The organism is Paenibacillus sp. FSL H7-0442 (assembly GCF_038593105.1).
GTDB classification, from domain to species: domain Bacteria; phylum Bacillota; class Bacilli; order Paenibacillales; family Paenibacillaceae; genus Paenibacillus; species Paenibacillus polymyxa_D.
The window spans coordinates 2,010,936-2,029,497 of sequence record NZ_CP151963.1 but is presented as its reverse complement, the minus strand read 5'-3'; the positions used below and the strand labels follow the sequence as shown (position 1 = coordinate 2,029,497).

Here is an 18,562-nt window from a genome sequence, read left to right as displayed (position 1 = left end):
ACATTCAGGAGGTTAGCGTAATGGCTTCATTACTACAAAACAGTACACAGACAACCCCTTCCCCATTCCTAGTTCCCTTGGATTATGCACGTATACAACGCAAGCATACATCCTCTACTTATCAAGTAGAGTTAGAAGCGTCCATCTCGGAACAATTAAATCAGCAAAAAACTGCGGGAGACAAACAAGCGTTGCTCTTATCAGCATATACTGCATGGGTATATCGCCTTTCCGCAGAAGAAGAAGTTTCTTTTTCTACTTTCGTGCCACAAACTGGTCTGCTTACAGCTTCGCTGACAGTCGAAAAGGAAACGACTTTTCATGAACTAGCAGACTTATTTCAGGAGATGCTCCGTGAGCCAAGTGCATACCTTGCGGAACCACAAGCCGATACTTCATTTTCGACAAATCTGCCTACGGACAGCGGTGTAGAATCCCGTATTATGGATTGGGCTGTCAGTGAACACAATGGCGCTTATCAAATACAGATACGATATGATCAATCACTCTTGCTGGAAACAACGGTTGTCCGATACGCAGAATACTTTGAAACCCTTTTGCGTGGCGCGCTAACCAACAGCCATGCACCTGTGAATTCAATTGATATATTATCGGATGCAGATCGAGCTGCTCACGAAGCTTTAAATAATACAGTCGTGAAATATCCTGAGCATCAAACTATTCATGGAATGTTTGAGGAGGCGGCTTCACAATACCCTGATCGTTCGGCTATTGCTTCCCACACTGGAGAGTACACGTACCGTGAGTTGAACGAACGCGCTAACCAAGTCGCACGTGTCTTGTTATCCAAAGGTCTTACCAAAGGTGAATTCGTGACCATCTTCATGGAACGGAGCTTAGAGACCGTTATTTCACTGCTTGGTATCCTAAAAGCCGGAGGCGTATATGTACCTGTTGATCCCGCCCACCCCGCTGACCGGAGTAGCTACATTGTCGAAGACACGCGTTCTCCTTTTGTATTAACAACTTCCGCACTTATGGAACAAGCGACTGAACTGTGCGGTTCTATTGAAACGGTAAAAGAAATTTTAGCTATTAACGGGCCGCTGGCAGGCTATGCTGCAAGCAATCCGAACGTTCGTGTAAGTCCGGATGATCTAGCTTATGTCATCTATACATCCGGCTCTACAGGCAAACCGAAAGGTGCCCTGATCGCTCACCGCGGTGTTGTTAACCTAGGAGCTGTCGTGCAACGCGATTGCGACATTACACCTCAGGATGTATTGACCCAATTTGCAACCTACAGCTTTGATGCATCCGTTTGGGATACCATTGGAGCCTTGTTTTACGGTGCAAAATTGTACTTGCTGTCTTCTGAAGAGCGTGTATCTGTTGAAGAATTCGCTGAAGCCATTGCACGTACAGGCACGACGATTATTACCATTTTGCCAACTGTATTCTTTAATCAGCTATCTACGTACTTGTCAGACGAAGGCTATCGCAAACTCGCTAAGGTACGGATTGTTACTGTAGCAGGCGAAGCGCTGTACGGCTCCCAAGTTCGAGCGTTCCAAAGCAAGTTCGGTACAGATACCGACATCGTAAACGTATACGGACCGACCGAATGCACCGTAGCGACAACGACCCATCGGGTCCGTGGTGCCGTGCCTGAGCATGTCGTCAATATCCCGATCGGCAAGCCGATTTACAATTACAAAGTGTATATCGTTAACGATGATAACAAGCTCTGCCCAGTCAATATTCCGGGTGAAGTATGTATTGCTACTCCTGCATTGGCCCATGGTTATCTCCATCAGCCAGAACGTACAGCGCAATCGTTCGTGGACAATCCTTTTGTTCCGGGTGAAAAAATGTACCGCTCGGGTGATATCGCCAAGCTGCTGCCAGACGGTACGATTGAATACGTAAGCCGCAAGGATTCGCAGCTCAAAATTCGTGGAAATCGGATTGAAATCGGAGAAATTGAAGACCATTTTTCCAAACATCCAGGTGTTCAGGACGTCGCTGTGGTAGCCGTCAAAGATCACACAGATCAGAACATGCTAGTTGGCTATTTCACCACTTCGGATGGACAATCTATTCCACAGGACGTTATTCAGTCTTATATTGGGGGCAAGCTGCCTTCTTATTTTGTACCGAGTCATGTCGTTCATTTGGAAGCTATGCCAATTTCACCAACTGGCAAGATCGATCGCAAAAAGCTGGCCCTGCGACCACTACCGGAAGCGTCTGATCTTTCATTTGGCGGGGAACCTCTCCGAGAAGGAACCGAAACACTCATTGCCGAAGCATGGACTCAAGTGCTTGGTAAAAATAACATTGGCGCTACCGATGATTTCTTCCTGATCGGGGGCGATTCGCTTCGTGTCATCCATGTGCTGGCTATTTTGAAGCCGCGTTATGGCGCGCTGCGCATCGGAGATTTTTTCCGCTACAAAACCGTTCGTGAGCTTGCTGAATACGTGGAACAATTAGGTACGGAACAAATGCCGCAACGCAAGCCACTCGCGATTTCTCAAGAAAAAATGGACTTGAATGAGCATCCTATTGAGTTATCTGGTGCTTCTGACTTAGCTGAAGTCCGCGACTTGCGCGTGATTTTGTTGACCGGTGCTACAGGCTATCTGGGCTCGCACATTTTGTATGACCTACTTCAACGAACAGAAGCCAAAGTATACGCGATGGTACGCCCTTCTCAGGACGGTCCATCTGGTATCGAGCGTATTCAGTCCGTATTGACGGGATATTTTGGACATGATATCTCCAGCTTGATCGAAGGACGAGTGAAGGCTGTCTATGGGGATCTGGAGCAAGCTGATCTGGGTCTCTCTTCTGTCGACCGCCATATGCTGGAGCACCAAATCGACGGCATTATTCACAGCGCCGCTGACGTACGCCATTTTGGTGATTCGGCAGCCTTCGATCGCACGAATGTGACCGGAACACTGGAACTGCTGAAAATCGCCCAAGCCAAGCCGGGAGTATCCTTCCATCATGTCTCCACTATGGGAATACCGGAGGATCTTGCTAACGAAGGAAAATGGGAGTCGGCATTGGAGCTTTCTGCCTTCCCAGATGAATTGAACGTGGACAATCTGTACACGAACAGTAAACTCGCGGCGGAGAAGCTGTTGTTCCAAGCAGCTCAGGCCGGTACGCCTGTCTCGATCTATCGCGCGGGTAATTTGACAGCCCATTCGGCCAACGGACGCTTCCAGCGAAATATTGATAGCAATGCTTATTATCGTATGATGAAGGCGATGCTGCTGCTGGGCAAAGCGCCACAAGCCGATTGGCATACGGACTTCACACCGATTGATTACGCCAGCCGTGCTATCGTAGAGCTGTCTGTTCATCAAAAAAGCGCAAACCGTATTTTCCATATCTGCAATCCGAACCCACTGCCATATGATGAACTGATCGCTATGGTAAACCAACTCGGTTACGCAGTAGAAACCCTGCCTTTTGACGATTACAGCGCCTGGTTGCTAAATCCGTCTTCCGGCATTCAGGAGGATGCACTTCACCTTGCTATGGGACAACTAGAAGGTGACGGAGCCAAGGATTCAGCTTACCGTTACGGATGCTCTGTAACCACAGCTCTGCTGGAACAAGCTGGCGTTCAATGCCCGGCAACCGACCTGAATTTTATTCGGAACATGATCCAGCATGCCGTCGAGATCGGTTACTTCCCGACCTCTTCACCGGTATCTGTAAAAGCTACACAGAGGTAACAAAGTTGTGATATTTCCCCCGCGTGTTTTCGGTATGATAGACTAGATTTTGCTAGTTTCATATCTAGTATAAACCTCTATACTTTCAGAATTTTTTTGCATGCGGGGGATGTCATTCAATGAAACACACTTTTTTTAAAAGAACGTTGCTAATCATAAGTTTGTTGGCTATTTTAGGAATTTTGGTGTATGAAGCACGTAGCATATACCACACACCTACAGTTAAAGGGGCTCATCGTACACGCACAGCTAATGCAGATCGACTGGTACGCCATTTATTTTCAATGACGTCTACACCAGATAAAGTATATTACCAAAACAAAGTAATTGTCCTGATGTATCATGAGGTGACCAAGACTCCACCTGATCCCGGTGCTCTCAAGCTTAGTAATTTAACGAGGCAGTTGGACGAAATGAAAGCTAACGGCTTCCACTGGATCACGATGAAAGAGTATACGGATTTTATTTTACATAAAGCCAAGGTTCCTGATAATGCGGTACTTATGACATTCGACGATGGCTACGAGTCCTTTTATACGGACACTTTTCCTGTGTTGAAAAAGTACCAGGTACCGGCAACCAATTTTCTCATCACGTCCACGATCAGCAATCCCAAACATATTGGTATTCCAAAGCTGACATGGGATCAAATTCATCAGATGCATGCTGAAGGCATTGATTTCTACAATCATACCAATGACCAGCATGCTTACGGATACTCCAACACAGCGCGCACCCAACAAAAGCCGCTTCTGATGGCTCCAGTGTATTCGAAAAAGCTGGGGCGAATGGAAACCGAGGATGAGTTCAAACAGCGAGTTTCTACCGATTTGGACATGGCTGACAAGAAGCTGTTCAAGCATCTACACAATGATCAGAATGTACTTGCCTTCCCTTATGGTGGGTATACCAAGGAGACGATGGAAATTTGCCGTTCCTTGGGTATTGACGTTACGTTTACGGTGAAACGCGGGATTAACTCGCCAGGGCAAACGAACGGCTATCGCGTCAATGCAGGTGGAATACACAATATTCCCGAAGTATTGGTGCAATACATGAAGGAAGGTGCTCCCCTTCGCCCACTTCCTTTTGCTCAAGGTCCCAACAAGGTATCCTAAACGTTGGCTAGCTTATTGAAGGATAAAAAAGAACCTTTAAAACCATTTTATGTCGTGGTTTTAAAGGTTTTTTTAATGTATGAGATGTAGATTAGGGCCAGATGCGAATTGCCGCGATAACAGCCAGATGTACCGGGTAAAAGCTACGCCACAACCAACGCGGTACCCGACTATAAAATCCGCTTTCTCCAGTTGCAAAACATACGATCAGAATACTGGACAGCAGACTAAAGTGCTGAAGATTCGCGTGATGCACCATATCATACACTACGTTCAAAACAAAATGGGCTGCAATCATCATATATGAACGGGTGTATCGATAAATCAGAACCAACAGCAGTCCATAGGCTCCGTAATCCATCTGGCTGAGCTCCATAACCAGAGCTGAGACGACGTACAGACACGTTACAGCCGTCCAATGCTTTAAGTGGGATGCAGCAGCCAACGCAAGCAACGAGGCCAATAGCGTCCAGATTACGTTCGGTCTAAGCACATCAAACGCCAGCATATAGGGCACCTGAGAAATCAGAGCCAGTCCGAGTAGACGAAGCATGTAGCTCTGCATGTCTCGGGTATGAGTATATCCCGCATACAGCGCGTACGCGTAGATTGGAAAAGCAAGCCTGCCGGCAATTCTCCAAGCCGGATCCGTCGGAAAAAACACAAGTCCGACATGGTCAATCAGCATCGTCAGCATGGCCAACCAGTACATACAAGGCCCCCTTATTTATGTTTTACGTTTTATCTTCTGTCAAGCTCAGAATGGCGTTCATGATGTCCGTTTTCGTAACCCGCCCTACCAACTCCCGAATTGGAGTTGAGGAGCTACATTGCTCGTCCAAAACTGGAAGACAATTGACCTGATGCCGAATCAGTTTCGATATCGCTTCCAGTAAAGTGTCTTCTGGAGCAAGCGTCGTCATTTGGGCCCGGCGCGTCATTGCCATGGTCACCGGGACGGTGTGAAGATCGGTATGCCCCAGCATGACCTTCAGCAAATCCTTGCGGGTAACAATTCCAATGAGCTCCTGCTCCTCTCCTGTGACCATCAGGGTACCTGTATTTTGCTGAAACAGCATCAGCACCGCATCATAGGCGGTAGTGTCACCGGAAATCAAAATCGGATCACTAAGTATATCCGCCACCGTCAGCTTTTTGAGCATGTTGCCGATATGACTATCATATTTAGGATGACGCCCTGGCAGGTAGCCTACCTTCGGCTTGGCATCCACCAGTCCGAGCATAACGAGCAGAGCAAGGTCAGAACGGAGAGTCGGACGCGTCAATCCCAGTGTTTCAGCAATTTTATCCCCCGTAACAGGTGCCAGACGCTGGACAATATCAACAATTTCCCGCTGTCTTTCAGACAGTTGAATAATGATTACCTCCTTATGGAGTGGGGTAGAATACATTATAAAGAGCGTAGATCGGTAAATTTCAGCATCTTCCGACAATTCATCAAATTTTAATCATACACCGCTTGTTTTCAAATTTAAAATGTGTCACAATTAAGAATGTAATACATACTAATTATAAGTTTAACGTGTGCAATATGCTACATTTATAATGAACTATTGTACATCGCATGTGATATGTATTATGTATTATATAAACCTGAGGAGGAAATCAAATGAAATTTTTCTTGGATACTGGTAACATTGAAGAAATCAAACGTATTGAACGTTTGGGTCTGGTTGATGGTGTAACAACGAACCCTTCACTGATCGCTAAGGAAGGTCGAGTGTTCAAGGAAGTCATTCAGGAGATTTGCAGTATCGTTGAAGGTCCCGTAAGTGCTGAGGTTATTGGTCTGAAGGCTGAAGATATGCTCAAAGAAGCTTATGATATCGCCAAGTGGGCACCGAACGTGGTTATCAAGCTTCCTATGACTGAAGATGGCTTGTATGCTTGTAACGAGCTGACCAAGAACGGAATCAAAACGAATGTAACACTGATTTTCTCCGCGGCTCAAGGTTTGATGGCAGCCAAAGCTGGCGCTACTTTTATCAGCCCGTTCGTAGGACGTCTGGATGATATCGCTGTTGACGGTATGAAGCTGATTCGTGAACTGAGACAAATTTTGGACATTCATGGTCTGAAATCCGAAATCATTGCCGCATCCATCCGCAATATTAAGCATGTAGAAGATGCTGCTCTGTCTGGTGCACATATTGCCACCATTCCAGGTTCCTTGCTCCCTTCTCTGTGGAAACACCCACTGACAGACAGTGGTATCGAACGCTTCCTGAAGGACTGGGAAACCGTACCTAAAGCTTAATTCGCCAGTCATGGCAAACGATATTATATCAACCCAAACAGCCCGTATTTTACGGGCTGTTTTTTTTGCTGTAGTGATAGCAGAACCCAAAACGCTGAACAACTTTTTTTGACAAAATAACTTGTTGTTCATATAATTGTTATAACAACTAATTAATTTCAAAGTAATTTATGTACGGGAAACAGAAAGGAGTACCTATGAATAACTTGCCTCCCGATTGTTCCATTGGGATGTTGCTCGGGATTACTCACCGCAAAATGAGTCAGCAGCTCTTGCAGCGCCTCAAACCTTATGATATTTCCCCAGAGCAATGGTCGGTTCTGTTCCAAATCTATCAGGCTGAGGGTTTAAATCAGAAAGAAATTGCAGCTAAGGCCGTGAAGGACCAGCCTACCACGACTCGAATTATTGATTTGTTGGACAAGAAGGGCTGGGTACGGCGTGTAAATAGCCCACAGGATCGTCGGGCCTATTTGCTTCATCTGACTGAAACAGGCCGACAGCTTGTGGAGAAGACTCTTCCTGTCGAACTTGATACCAATCACGATTTTGTAAAAGGAATTTCCTCGGCCGATCTGAAGCAATTCCGCCGGACTCTTTTACAAATTCACGCCAACATGACCGAATCAGAAAAACAAGGAGAGAACGATTAATATGCAACAAGGCAAGCAACCTCTTTGGACCAAGGAATTTATCGTTCTTACGGTTTCCAATTTATTTTTGTTTCTGGAATTACAGATGATCCTATCTTCCATTCCTTCTTATGTGAAAAATACATTCCACGCTAGTTCCGTTCAGGTGAGTCTCGTTACCACCTTATTCGCTTTAAGTGCGATTGCAGCACGACTCTTTTCAGCCCGTATGCTGGAAAAAGGACATCGCAGTACCCTGATCTTCGTGGGACTGCTGTTTGCATTGGCAGGAACGCTGGGGTACAGTGTTTCGCCAACGATTACAGTGCTTCTGCTCATGCGGATGTTATTTGGGATTGGCTTCGGTATGAGTAGCACGGCCTTTCCAACGATGGCCTCTGACGTCATCCCGCCCAAACGTCTCGGTGAAGGAATGGGCTTCTTTAGTCTGTCCACTAGTCTAGCGATGTCGATTGGGCCGACCATCGGCATTTCGATGCTTCAATACGGGAGTTTCAACCTGCTTGCCTATACGACAGCAGCTGTAATTGTTGTGATATTCCCGTTGGCTTACTGGCTGATTCGTACACTACCCAAAGGGCACATCGAACCACCTATGGTTCCTTTGGAAGAAGGGCGAAAACCGGCATTTAACCGTAAATTGTGGGTTCCCGCCTTGTTGAACATGCTGATGTCTATCACATATGGTGGATTACTCGGCTTTATGGCGCTTTACGGGGATGAAGCAAATCTGGCACATCCGGCCTACTTTTTCCTGTTTAATGCGGTATCCGTGTTGATCGTGCGTCCCTTCTCGGGCCGTATTTATGACAAAAAAGGGGCAAAAGCACTGCTCATCCCTGGCTCCCTGTTTTTAATTGGCGGTCTGATCCTGCTTTCCTACGCACACAGTGATGTCTTCATGTATATGTCTGCTCTTTGCTACGGTATCGGGTTTGGTGTCATGCAGCCGACCCTCCAAACCTGGATGATTCAGGTCGTGTCTCCTAAACAGAGGGGCATGGCAAACGGTATGTTTCTCAATTCCCTCGATTTCGGGGTTGCAGCCGGAGCGCTTATACTTGGCATTATCGCCAAAGCAAGTGATTATGCGTGGATGTACCGTCTTTCCTCGCTGTTTGTTGTACTGTTCTTACTAATCTATGTCATACAAATCGTTGTGAGCCGCAAGCCTAAGACGCATCTCCCTCTAGAAGGGTAGACTATATTTTACAAATGAACATTAGCTCTTACTTGCTTAGTTATCAAAAACACCCGTTGCCATGGTTTCATGGACAATGGGTGCTTTTTCATTTATTTCGCAGGAGTTTTGCGTCTTAGCTTGGGAGAACGAGGCTTTTCCCGGGACACGCTTGTTTGCTCCTCATTTACACTCATACGGTCCGTGGATTTGTCATCTGTGGGTTCATCCTGCTTGGGTCTGACCGCAAACAGCATCAGCAGAGCTGCAATGCCTCCCACTGCGGCCATCACGCCAAAGAGCAGACCATGTCCACTGCTGCCCAGCAGCAAGGATACAACCGGAGGGCCTAGTGACACCCCGACAAAGCGCATGCTGCTATACAGGGCAGTAATGGTTCCGCGTTCCTCTTTTTCAATTCCCTTTGTAATGAGAGAATCCAAACAAGGCAGCGCAAGCCCAATTCCGCCGCCCCCTAACGCAAACAGTCCGATCACCGCATAAATATTTTGGATAAATCCGAGAATGGCAAAGCTGATCGTCAATATGGCCAAACCACTAAAACCGATCCACTTCATACGCTTTTTGTGCTTGCCGATGATCTTGCCTCCTACATAAGAACACAGACAGAGGGAAATCAGCGGAATGGCTAACACAAAACCTTTCCACACTCCATGGAGGTTGTAACGACTTTCCAAGATGTCGGATAAGTAGAACAAGACGCCAAAAATGACAAACATACAAATGCCGCCCATAGCGAAAATAGCATAGAGCCAACGTCCTTTTTCGGCAAGCACCCGCTTCACATTTCCCACAAACTCCCGAAACATAATCGGTTGGTTCTTACGCTTAGGCACATGGATCAGCCAAAGCACCAAAATGAGCGAAATCAGACAGAGGCCTGGAATTACGGCCAGTGGCAAAAACCATAGAACAGCTCCCAATGCGGCACCGAGTATCGGACTTAGCACTTTGCCAAATGTGTTGTAAGTCTCGACGACCCCCAGGTTCTTACTGGCCTCATCCTCATTCTCGTACAGATCACCCACAAGCGGAATGACTATAGGAAAAGCCCCTGCTGCTCCCGCACCCTGAAGTAGACGGCCTGCAATAATGGTCCAGTATGCTGCCGAATCGTGAAGCAGCCATGCTCCCGCTGCAGAAATCCCCCCACCAATCACCGTCAGAATCAGACAGGGAACAATCACCGCCTTACGGCCAAATCGGTCGGAGAGATAGCCCGCAATCGGTATCAGTAAAATGGCCACCACCGCATATACTGTAATCAACATGCTAATCCGAAAAGAGCTTACATGTAGCTTACGTCCGATTTCCGGTAACACAGGAATCAGCATGGAATTACCCAGCGTCATCATCAGCGGGATGGAACCTAACGCAAGCAGATTCCCCTTATTTTGTTGCATCCCGTTACCACCTTTGCAAAAGTAATAACACAGCTGTTCAGATTTGTTCTACAGATGTTATTGTGTTTACATTGGTGGGGATTTATACGGCTACACTTTAAATCCACCGACCCTTGCATTTAGTAGCTGCGACATATCCGCCAGTGTATGAATAGATGATGCAATTTCCTCCATGGAAGCCAGTTGCTCTTCTGCCGCCGCACTGACGCTCTGGGTTCCCCCTGCCGACTGCTCTGCTACTTCACGAATACGTTCTACTGCTTCCACCATTCGCTCTGATCCGCCGGACATTTGTTCTACGGACCGGTTTACACTGTGAATCTGTTCGCTGACCTGTTGAATGGAACTTCCAATCTGACGAAATGCGGTTTCTGCGGATTGCATGACCTTTACGCCAGACTGCACTTCAACCGTCCCTGTCTGCATACTGGAAGCGACATTTCCAACATGCTCCTGAATATTTTGCACAAATTGTGTGATTTCTGCTGCTGAAACCGATACCTGCTCGGCCAATCTTCTTACCTCAGAGGCTACAACTGCAAATCCTTTGCCCTGCTCTCCGGCTCTTGCCGCTTCAATCGACGCGTTGAGCGCCAGCATTCCTGTCTGTTTAGCAATTCCAGTAATAACAGCTCCAATCATGCCAATCTGTTCGGCCTGTTCACTAAGTGAACGTACAGCACGTGCAGAGCTGTCTACACTTACGCTTACCTTCTCCATCTGACGCATAGCCTGACCTATAGATTGTTCCCCTGCTTCTGCATCTTTAGCGGCTGTATCAGACAACTCATATACCTGCTGGCTCGTAGCTGCAATATGCTCCAGTTCGTGGGCAAGCTCTTTCACAGTATCTGTAGTTTGTGTAATATCGTCGACCTGATGCTCCATACCAGCCGCTAATTCTTCCATTACACCGGAAGTATGACGATTGGCCTGATTCATTTCCTCTGTACTTACGCTAACCCGTTCTGCGGTTACGGTTAATGTACGCGCCGTATCCTGAGCATCCACTATAATACTGCGGAATCCCTCAATAAGCTTGTTGTAGGAGCTTGCAATCATACCGATTTCGTCTTTGGACGTAATATCCAGTCGGCTACGCAAATCTCCCCCACCTTCAGACATTTCCAACAGTTGCTCATTCATATGGTGTAATGGACGAATTGAACGAATCAGAACGATGGATTGAAAAATACTGTAAATGATAACCAGAAGCCCTACAATACTCGTAATCAAGGATGTATTCGTCATCGTTTGGTGCGCTTGCTGTACTTTCACCGTCACCATATCCTCTTGAGCTTTGACGAAGGCTACTACCTTGGTATCAAGTTGCTTGCGCAACACCCGTTCGTTTTCAAAATCATCGAGCAAATCAGAAAATGGCGGGAAAGCGTCATCTCTTGTACTCTGATACCCCGCTGTAGTCAGTAAACGATGAACTTGATTCATATAGGTATTAATCCCCGTCTTGAGATCAGTCATCTTTTTACTAGAATCCTCATTGCCTGTACTAAGCAGAGCTTCTGTCTCCTGTAGCAACTTTGCAACTTCACTTTGCTTGTTTCCGATCTCTTTCCCATACTGTTCGTCACGAGTTAGCAAATATGCCCGCTCATCATTAGATATGCCGTTTAACAAAAATTGAAGAGACTTCGAGTTATACGCAATAGCCTCTTCACGATTCATAATATCCTTGTACTCATTCTCACTATGTACGCTTAAAATGTAATTGGTCAGCAGCATTGCTGCAATCACACTCGGGATCAGTATCGCGCTAAGAATCATTTTGGCCTTAATCGTTAAATTCATGAATCGGTCCCCCAGTTATTTCTGAATAAAATGTCCAACTTACTATATATCGTTTTATTCGATTGTTTTTTTGAATGAAATAGAAAATAGTGTATAGATTTTTAAATATATTTATGTCTATTCAGTGAACATATATATCTTTTTTAATATCAAAAAACAAAAAAATTCAAAATTAGGTAAATGAACTGTTTTCAGTTTGTACTCTTCGAATTTCAGACTATTTAAATGATATACTATGTATTGGTATAGCATAAGCCTCAAGGAGGATCTGCATGAACAGTCTGGAGCTCAAACCGCTTATTCACGTGCTTAACGAGTTGGAAACCCGCAGCTGCCTTATTGAGCAGCAGGGTAACATGATCTTGAATTACTATCGTGAACCTCAAATTGCTAACGAACTCTATAAAATAAATTCCTGCACCAAAAGCGTGATTTCTGCATTAGTTAGTATCGCTATGAACCAGCAACAGGGACCGAAACCGGAGACGCCGATCCTCGAATTCTTTCCCCAGTTGGCCACAGATAGTGATTCTCGAAAACATGATATTACGATTGAACATCTGCTGACGATGTCCGCAGGCTTTAACTGGACGGAGTTTGGCGGACAAAACTCTTTTCCTACCATGAGCAAAACGTCAGACTGGGTGCAATTTGTACTTTCACAGCCATTATCGGATGTGCCAGGCACGCGAATGGAGTACAGTTCTGGCTGTTCTCAACTTTTGGCCACCATACTACGTCATGTTTCTGGACAAACAGTTGCTGAATTTGCCGAACAGCAATTATTCCAACCGCTCGGTATCGAAAGCTACCATTGGGAAACCGATCCTCAGGGCACTCATACGGGAGGCTTCGGACTGCATCTCAGGCCAATGGACATGCTCAAATTCGGGCAGCTTTACCTGAATGAAGGAGGCTGGGAAGGACGGCAGATCATCCAAGCAGAGACGGTTCGATATTCAACCCGTCCGTTTCTCCCTGCTGCCAAACCACAAAAAGCATTTTACGGATGGCACTGGTGGACTTCTTCCTTTTCAGATGGAACAGATACAGGAAGTGAAACGGACTATTTTTACGCTCTCGGCTTTGGTGGGCAATATATTGTTGTCGTCCCGTCGTATGACATGGTTGTTGTCGTTACCGCCGATAAATTCAAAAAGAAACGGACTCCTGTGGATATTTTCCGGCAGTATATTGTACCGCTACTACTCCAGCAGAATGGATAGGAGTAGATAACCAATGCTAAAAGTTGCAACTGATTCTATCAAAAATCTGCATCAAAAAGGGCTTGCCTGTTGGATCAAGCAAGCCCTTTCTTTACATATAATCGCTACATTGTGACATACTTCATCCACTTTCTAGCGCCTTACCTAGCCCAAGTGAATCGTAAGCTCTTGCTGTCCACTGGAAGCTGGTGTAATAATTACACCCTGTTCTCCCGACTGGCTGCTGCCTTGCTCCACTTGAACAACCTCGTGGATACCGCGCAGGACGATCGACCATGGTTTAACAGCACCTTCTGCCTTCACTGTAATGACAGAATCCTTGCGGCTGGCAATAACCGTTAACTCTTCTTCACCTGACGTATTCACGATAACCGTTCGAGCCTGTTGCCCCTCACCAAGCTCAAACAAATGAAGCGCCACTTGATCAGCATAATCATAATCCGGACGACTGTCCTCATGACCGATTGCCAACAGTGTGTTCGGCTTCACGAGCACAGGCAAAGTTGTAAAATCATGATGCTCGTTGACCCAACGACCACCTGACACTCTCTCATTCGTAAGTAAATTTGTCCACTGACCTTCTGGTACATAATACTGTACATTGCCTTCTTTATTAAAGATTGGGGCTACCAAAATGGAATCCCCCAGCATGTATTGCAGATCCAGTGTTGCACAGGTTGGGTCCTGCGGGAATTCCAATACCATAGCCCGCATCATCGGCAGTCCCTTTACCGAGGATTCCACAGCAGAAGGATACAGGTATGGCATTAGCGAGCATTTGAGTTTTGTAAAGCTACGCACCACATCCACTGATTCTTCGTCAAATAGCCAAGGCACGCGATAGGATTCGTTTCCGTGCAGACGGCTATGGGAGGACAGAAGTCCAAATTGTACCCACCGTTTGTATACGTCCGGCGCAGCCGTTAACTCAAAGCCGCTAATATCATGGCTCCAGAAGCCGAAGCCGCTCAAACCAAGCGACAAACCGCCTCGTAAGGATTCCGCCATCGACTCATACGTCGACGAGCAGTCTCCTCCCCAGTGAACCGGGAACTGTTGCCCCCCGGCTGTAGCGGAACGTGCAAATAACGCGGCTTCATTTTTACCCAGCTTTTCCTCCAGCACATCAAATACAGCCTTGTTGTACAAATGCGTATAATAGTTATGCATTTTCATCGGATCAGATCCGTCATGATATACCACATGGGTAGGGATGCGCTCGCCAAAATCAGTTTTGAAGCAATCTACCCCCTGATCTACTAACACCTTCAGCTTATCCTGGTACCAGGCGACTGCAGCCGGATTCGTGAAGTCAACCAGCCCCATCCCCGCCTGCCACATATCCCATTGCCACACGCCACCATCGGCGGTTTTGACCAGATAACCATTCTCCATGCCTTCATCAAACAAAATGGATTTCTCAGCAATATACGGATTGATCCATGCACAAATTTTGAGCCCCTTTGCCTTCAATCTTTGCAGCATGCCTTCCGGGTCTGGGAACATGTCTTGATCCCACTGGAAATCGCACCATTGGTATTCCTTCATCCAGAAGCAGTCAAAATGGAATACCGAGAGTGGCAGATCTCGCTCAGCCATCCCGTCCACAAAATGATTCACTGTGGCTTCATCGTAATCTGTTGTGAACGAAGTGGTCAGCCACAAACCAAAAGTCCAGGCTGGTGGTAATGCAGGCTTACCCGTCAGCTTGGTGTAATTGTCCAGTACCTCTTTAGGGTTAGCTCCTCCAATAATAAAATACTCTAACGATTCGCCGGAGACGCTAAACTGAACCTTTGATACATTTTCCGATGCAATCTCATAGGATACCTTTTCCGGATGGTTGACGAACACACCATACCCTTTATTAGATAGATAAAATGGAATGTTTTTATAGGCCTGCTCACTGCTGGTCCCGCCATCTTCATTCCAGATATCGACCACTTGGCCATTTTTTACGAACGGAGTGAAACGCTCTCCGAGTCCGTATACGTACTCACCGATGCCCAGCTCCAGCTGTTCCCGAAAAAAAGGCTGATCCTGCGGGTCTGTAATATAGCCTGGTCCCCGATGTCCGCTACCTGTGACTCTGCGATCCTCGACATAAAAGCCTACGTCCCAGCTCTTTCCACGACCGACTCGCACACTCAGATCGCCGCTTTTCAGTACCGCTGCGTCCTCATCCACCGTAATGCCTACCTCTGTTGGCAAGGTGTGAATTTCAAAATCCGGTCCCTGATGCACCCGTCCCTTATGGTGGTTTAGACGTACCCGAATGACATTCGGCATAGGCGAGCTGTAGGTCGCTTTCAGCAACGCTCCGTTCAGTGTATCTCCTTTATGCTCGATCCGGTGGGTTGCTGCATATACCGTCATGGAAGCATCGTCCGTCACGATATCACGGATTTCAGCAGGATTTTGTATTTCATAGCCCTTGCGAACCAACCAATAGCCATCTGTAAATTTCATCTGTTCCTTCCTCCGTCTCAATCTTTATATTCTTGATTCCAAATCGCTTGTTGGATTTTTTCGAAATCCTCACTATAATAATATTGATTTATGTAAGGGTTTACTTCTTTTATTTTGACGTATTGTATCAATATTTTGATGTTTTCTATATAAATCAGTTTGCCGAAAGGAATCATTGAAATGCAAAGGGAAATGTTACGAGAAAACCGCATTCACGGCAATCCCATGTATCCAGTCAGCGTATATCCGAGCGTAGAGCAATTGAACGGAAATAGTATATTGGAGTCCCATTGGCATGAGGAAATGGAGTTTATCGTAGTGGAACAAGGGACCGCTGTATTTCAGACGGATATGGTCTATACGGAGGTTAGCGAAGGTGAAGCCCTTTTTGTAAACAGTGGCGAGCTTCACGCCGGTTATTTACAAAAAAGTCCTCGCTGTGTATTTTCTGCGGTGGTGTTTCACCCCGACATACTGCACAGCCGCACGCAGGATACGGTGCAGACGCAGTTTATTGACCCATTTATCAGTAAAAAGCTTGTCCCTCCCCCCCACATTCGCGGCGTGCAGCTCTGGGAGCAAGAGGTGCTGGCTGCATTGCGATACATTATCACCAGCCATGAAAAGAATGCGCCTGCCCGTGAACTGGCGACCAAGGCACAGCTCTATAGCATGATCGCCTGCCTGTACCCACACATGACTCCCGCTAACGGAGAGGATGTGATTATGGCGGGTCAGCGCAACAAAGTTGAACGGATCAAAAAAGCGTTGGCGTATATCAACAGTCATGCTCATGAGCCTATACGTTTACGGGAAATCGCAGATGAGATTGGAATGAGCGAGGGACATTTCTGCCGTTTTTTTAAGCAGATGGTTCAGAAAAGCCCGGTAGAATATATCAACTATCATCGGATTCAAAAGGCTTGCAGGTTGTTGGAGCAAAGTGATCGAAAAGTGGTTGATATTGCGCTGGATGTTGGATTTGACAATCTAAGCTACTTTATTGCGACCTTTAAAAAATGGAAAGGCCTGACCCCTTCGCAGTACCGTAAGCAGCACGAAGCAGATCAGGCGCTTGCTGTCCCTTATATAACAGACTGATATGCATAGGATAAATTATTTGTTTTTTTTGGGCTTCATAAGTACTAAAATTATTTTTCTTCCTCTTAATTTAGTAAATATATAGCCAGCTACACCTCCTAAAACAGAGGGAATTAACCACCCTAACCCTACATTATATAATGGGAGAAAATGGGTGAAAAAATCATTAATTGCATTAATTTTTATTCCAGCAGCATTCAAGCCATCAAATAAACTAATGATAAAGGTTAATATCAAACTGCCTTGATATACTTCTGACTTTCCTTTAAATACGGGATGTAAAAAAGTTAAAAATATTAGAGAAATAGCAATAGGATATATTGCCATTAATACTGGCGTTGAAACCTTAATGAGCTGTGTTAAACCTATGTTGGCTACAAGGATACTAAATATAGATAACATGAGAGCGACTCTTTTGTAAGAGACTTTTGGAAATAATCCATGAAAAAAGGAAGAGCAGGAAGTGATAAGCCCCACACTTGTCGTTAAACACGCTACTGTAATCATTAAGCCTAATAGAATAGATCCATAAGATCCAAAATAATAGGAGGAAACCTTAGCTAACACCTCAGCACCATTTCCTAAAATGCCCAGTTTTTCAACACTAGAAGCTCCCATGTATGAAAGAGACGTATAGATAAAAGCTAAGAGTATAACCGCAATTGCTATCGCTTTGCCACAAATGATCATCAGCTCTTTTTTTGTATTAACCCCTCTATCCTTAATCGCATTCACAATGATAATTCCAAAAATAAAGGCTACAAGAGCGTCCAATGTTAAATAACCCTCTTGAAAGCCTTTAAAAAAGACATTGGATGTATAACCCTCCGCAGGTTCTTGGAATTTTCCTATTGGGTGAATAATAGCTACAATCACAAGTAATCCAATGAATGTCAATTTAATGGGTGTTAGGAACTTTCCGATGACATCAATAATTTTTGTAGGATTAAGTGACAACAAACATGCAACTGCAAAAAAAAGGATAGTAAATACAAAAAGTGCGACAGGATGATCTGCATTGTCTGAAAAAAAAGGCTTTACTCCAATTTCAAATGACACACTACCGGTTCTAGGAATTGCATACAAAGGCCCGATGGCTAGATAAAGGATTGTTGTAAAGACAAGACCGAATACTGGATGTACACGACTCGCTAAAGTTTGCAAATTGCTTTTGCCCGAAAAAACAAAGGCTGTGACGGCTAGTAATGGTAAGCCGACACCGGTAACCAAGAAACCCGCATTGGCTATCCATACATTCTTTCCGGCCATTTGCCCAAGCATAGGTGGAAAGATTAGATTCCCTGCACCAAAAAATAAGGCAAATAGCATTGATCCTATAATGATAATAAAGGACGTAGAAACACTTTTAGACATAATAAATCCTCCAACCACGAACTCACAACATTTTGTTTTTATTCGTTTTCTTTTAATTTTGTATACTGTATGTTAATAGGAACGTAGCCAATTGTTGCATTCAAAGAACGGCATCTGATTGCCTAGAGTATGTTACTCTATATACGATCATCGTTTCAAGTAACTTTGTACTTGCAAAAATGAATCATTTCATCCCCTTGCTTTTGCACTTATG

General features: G+C 45.5%; 13 protein-coding genes. 7 read left to right on the top strand and 6 right to left on the bottom strand.

Annotated elements, in window-relative coordinates; genetic code table 11:
• Window positions 1-20: 20 nt before the first annotated feature.
• Together MHH57_RS09270 and MHH57_RS09265 are read left to right on the top strand one after the other, a co-directional pair.
• Entirely contained in the window at window positions 21-3,716 is a 3,696-nt protein-coding gene (locus tag MHH57_RS09270; protein ID WP_069011375.1) for a non-ribosomal peptide synthetase, read from the top strand.
• 119 nt (window positions 3,717-3,835) lie between these two features.
• Window positions 3,836-4,834, top strand: a complete 999-nt coding sequence (locus tag MHH57_RS09265; protein WP_342435034.1) for a polysaccharide deacetylase family protein — start codon at window positions 3,836-3,838, stop codon at window positions 4,832-4,834.
• Between the two features lie 91 nt (window positions 4,835-4,925).
• Here MHH57_RS09265 and MHH57_RS09260 read toward each other — a convergent pair whose 3' ends face one another.
• On the bottom strand, window positions 4,926-5,546 hold the full coding sequence (locus tag MHH57_RS09260; protein ID WP_039274832.1) for a TraX family protein: 621 nt from the start codon (window positions 5,544-5,546) through the stop codon (window positions 4,926-4,928).
• A gap of 22 nt (window positions 5,547-5,568) precedes the next feature.
• Window positions 5,569-6,246 carry a CBS domain-containing protein gene (locus MHH57_RS09255; RefSeq protein WP_049816861.1) on the bottom strand — a complete coding sequence of 226 codons (678 nt, stop codon included), beginning with the start codon at window positions 6,244-6,246 and terminating at the stop codon, window positions 5,569-5,571.
• Between the two features lie 218 nt (window positions 6,247-6,464).
• On the opposite strand from MHH57_RS09255, the gene fsa reads away from it, so the two are divergent.
• The 3 genes from fsa (at window position 6,465) to MHH57_RS09240 (ending at window position 8,966) form a co-directional block, all read left to right on the top strand.
• Complete coding sequence (gene fsa / locus MHH57_RS09250) at window positions 6,465-7,112, top strand: fructose-6-phosphate aldolase (RefSeq protein ID WP_013309811.1); 648 nt, start codon at window positions 6,465-6,467, stop codon at window positions 7,110-7,112.
• A gap of 197 nt (window positions 7,113-7,309) precedes the next feature.
• Window positions 7,310-7,765, top strand: a complete 456-nt coding sequence (locus MHH57_RS09245; RefSeq protein ID WP_029516787.1) for a MarR family transcriptional regulator — start codon at window positions 7,310-7,312, stop codon at window positions 7,763-7,765.
• 1 nt (window position 7,766) lies between these two features.
• Window positions 7,767-8,966, top strand: coding sequence for an MFS transporter (locus tag MHH57_RS09240; protein ID WP_029516786.1), 1,200 nt, complete (start codon window positions 7,767-7,769; stop codon window positions 8,964-8,966).
• Between the two features lie 92 nt (window positions 8,967-9,058).
• Here the strand turns inward: MHH57_RS09240 and MHH57_RS09235 are convergent, their stop codons facing one another.
• The gene (locus MHH57_RS09235) at window positions 9,059-10,369 is read right to left on the bottom strand and encodes an MFS transporter (protein WP_342435033.1); all 1,311 of its coding nucleotides are present in this window, start codon (window positions 10,367-10,369) and stop codon (window positions 9,059-9,061) included.
• Between the two features lie 90 nt (window positions 10,370-10,459).
• Window positions 10,460-12,178, bottom strand: a complete 1,719-nt coding sequence (locus tag MHH57_RS09230) for a HAMP domain-containing methyl-accepting chemotaxis protein (protein WP_342435032.1) — start codon at window positions 12,176-12,178, stop codon at window positions 10,460-10,462.
• A gap of 272 nt (window positions 12,179-12,450) precedes the next feature.
• Here MHH57_RS09230 and MHH57_RS09225 point away from each other — a divergent pair, with 272 nt between their 5' ends.
• The gene (locus MHH57_RS09225) at window positions 12,451-13,404 is read left to right on the top strand and encodes a serine hydrolase (protein WP_069011370.1); all 954 of its coding nucleotides are present in this window, start codon (window positions 12,451-12,453) and stop codon (window positions 13,402-13,404) included.
• A gap of 144 nt (window positions 13,405-13,548) precedes the next feature.
• On the opposite strand, the gene yicI is transcribed toward MHH57_RS09225, so the two are convergent.
• Window positions 13,549-15,873: an alpha-xylosidase gene (gene yicI, locus MHH57_RS09220; protein ID WP_069011369.1), complete on the bottom strand. Its 2,325-nt coding sequence runs from the start codon at window positions 15,871-15,873 to the stop codon at window positions 13,549-13,551.
• Window positions 15,874-16,053: 180 nt separating this feature from the next.
• Here yicI and MHH57_RS09215 point away from each other — a divergent pair, with 180 nt between their 5' ends.
• Window positions 16,054-16,974, top strand: coding sequence for an AraC family transcriptional regulator (locus MHH57_RS09215; protein ID WP_029516781.1), 921 nt, complete (start codon window positions 16,054-16,056; stop codon window positions 16,972-16,974).
• Window positions 16,975-16,989: 15 nt separating this feature from the next.
• Here MHH57_RS09215 and brnQ read toward each other — a convergent pair whose 3' ends face one another.
• Window positions 16,990-18,348 (bottom strand): branched-chain amino acid transport system II carrier protein, encoded by a 1,359-nt coding sequence (gene brnQ, locus MHH57_RS09210; RefSeq protein WP_342435031.1) that lies wholly within the window; start codon window positions 18,346-18,348, stop codon window positions 16,990-16,992.
• Window positions 18,349-18,562 lie beyond the last annotated feature (214 nt).

Bases quoted from the DNA above. Each gene is read 5' to 3' on its own strand.
- MHH57_RS09225 (WP_069011370.1), top strand. From the start codon at position 12,451: ATGAACAGTCTGGAGCTCAAACCGCTTATTCACGTGCTTAACGAGTTG.
- MHH57_RS09215 (WP_029516781.1), top strand. From the start codon at position 16,054: ATGCAAAGGGAAATGTTACGAGAAAACCGCATTCACGGCAATCCCATG.
- MHH57_RS09230 (WP_342435032.1), bottom strand. From the start codon at position 12,178: ATGAATTTAACGATTAAGGCCAAAATGATTCTTAGCGCGATACTGATC.
- fsa (WP_013309811.1), top strand. From the start codon at position 6,465: ATGAAATTTTTCTTGGATACTGGTAACATTGAAGAAATCAAACGTATT.
- brnQ (WP_342435031.1), bottom strand. From the start codon at position 18,348: ATGTCTAAAAGTGTTTCTACGTCCTTTATTATCATTATAGGATCAATG.
- yicI (WP_069011369.1), bottom strand. From the start codon at position 15,873: ATGAAATTTACAGATGGCTATTGGTTGGTTCGCAAGGGCTATGAAATA.
- MHH57_RS09245 (WP_029516787.1), top strand. From the start codon at position 7,310: ATGAATAACTTGCCTCCCGATTGTTCCATTGGGATGTTGCTCGGGATT.
- MHH57_RS09240 (WP_029516786.1), top strand. From the start codon at position 7,767: ATGCAACAAGGCAAGCAACCTCTTTGGACCAAGGAATTTATCGTTCTT.
- MHH57_RS09270 (WP_069011375.1), top strand. From the start codon at position 21: ATGGCTTCATTACTACAAAACAGTACACAGACAACCCCTTCCCCATTC.
- MHH57_RS09255 (WP_049816861.1), bottom strand. From the start codon at position 6,246: ATGTATTCTACCCCACTCCATAAGGAGGTAATCATTATTCAACTGTCT.
- MHH57_RS09235 (WP_342435033.1), bottom strand. From the start codon at position 10,369: ATGCAACAAAATAAGGGGAATCTGCTTGCGTTAGGTTCCATCCCGCTG.
- MHH57_RS09260 (WP_039274832.1), bottom strand. From the start codon at position 5,546: ATGTACTGGTTGGCCATGCTGACGATGCTGATTGACCATGTCGGACTT.
- MHH57_RS09265 (WP_342435034.1), top strand. From the start codon at position 3,836: ATGAAACACACTTTTTTTAAAAGAACGTTGCTAATCATAAGTTTGTTG.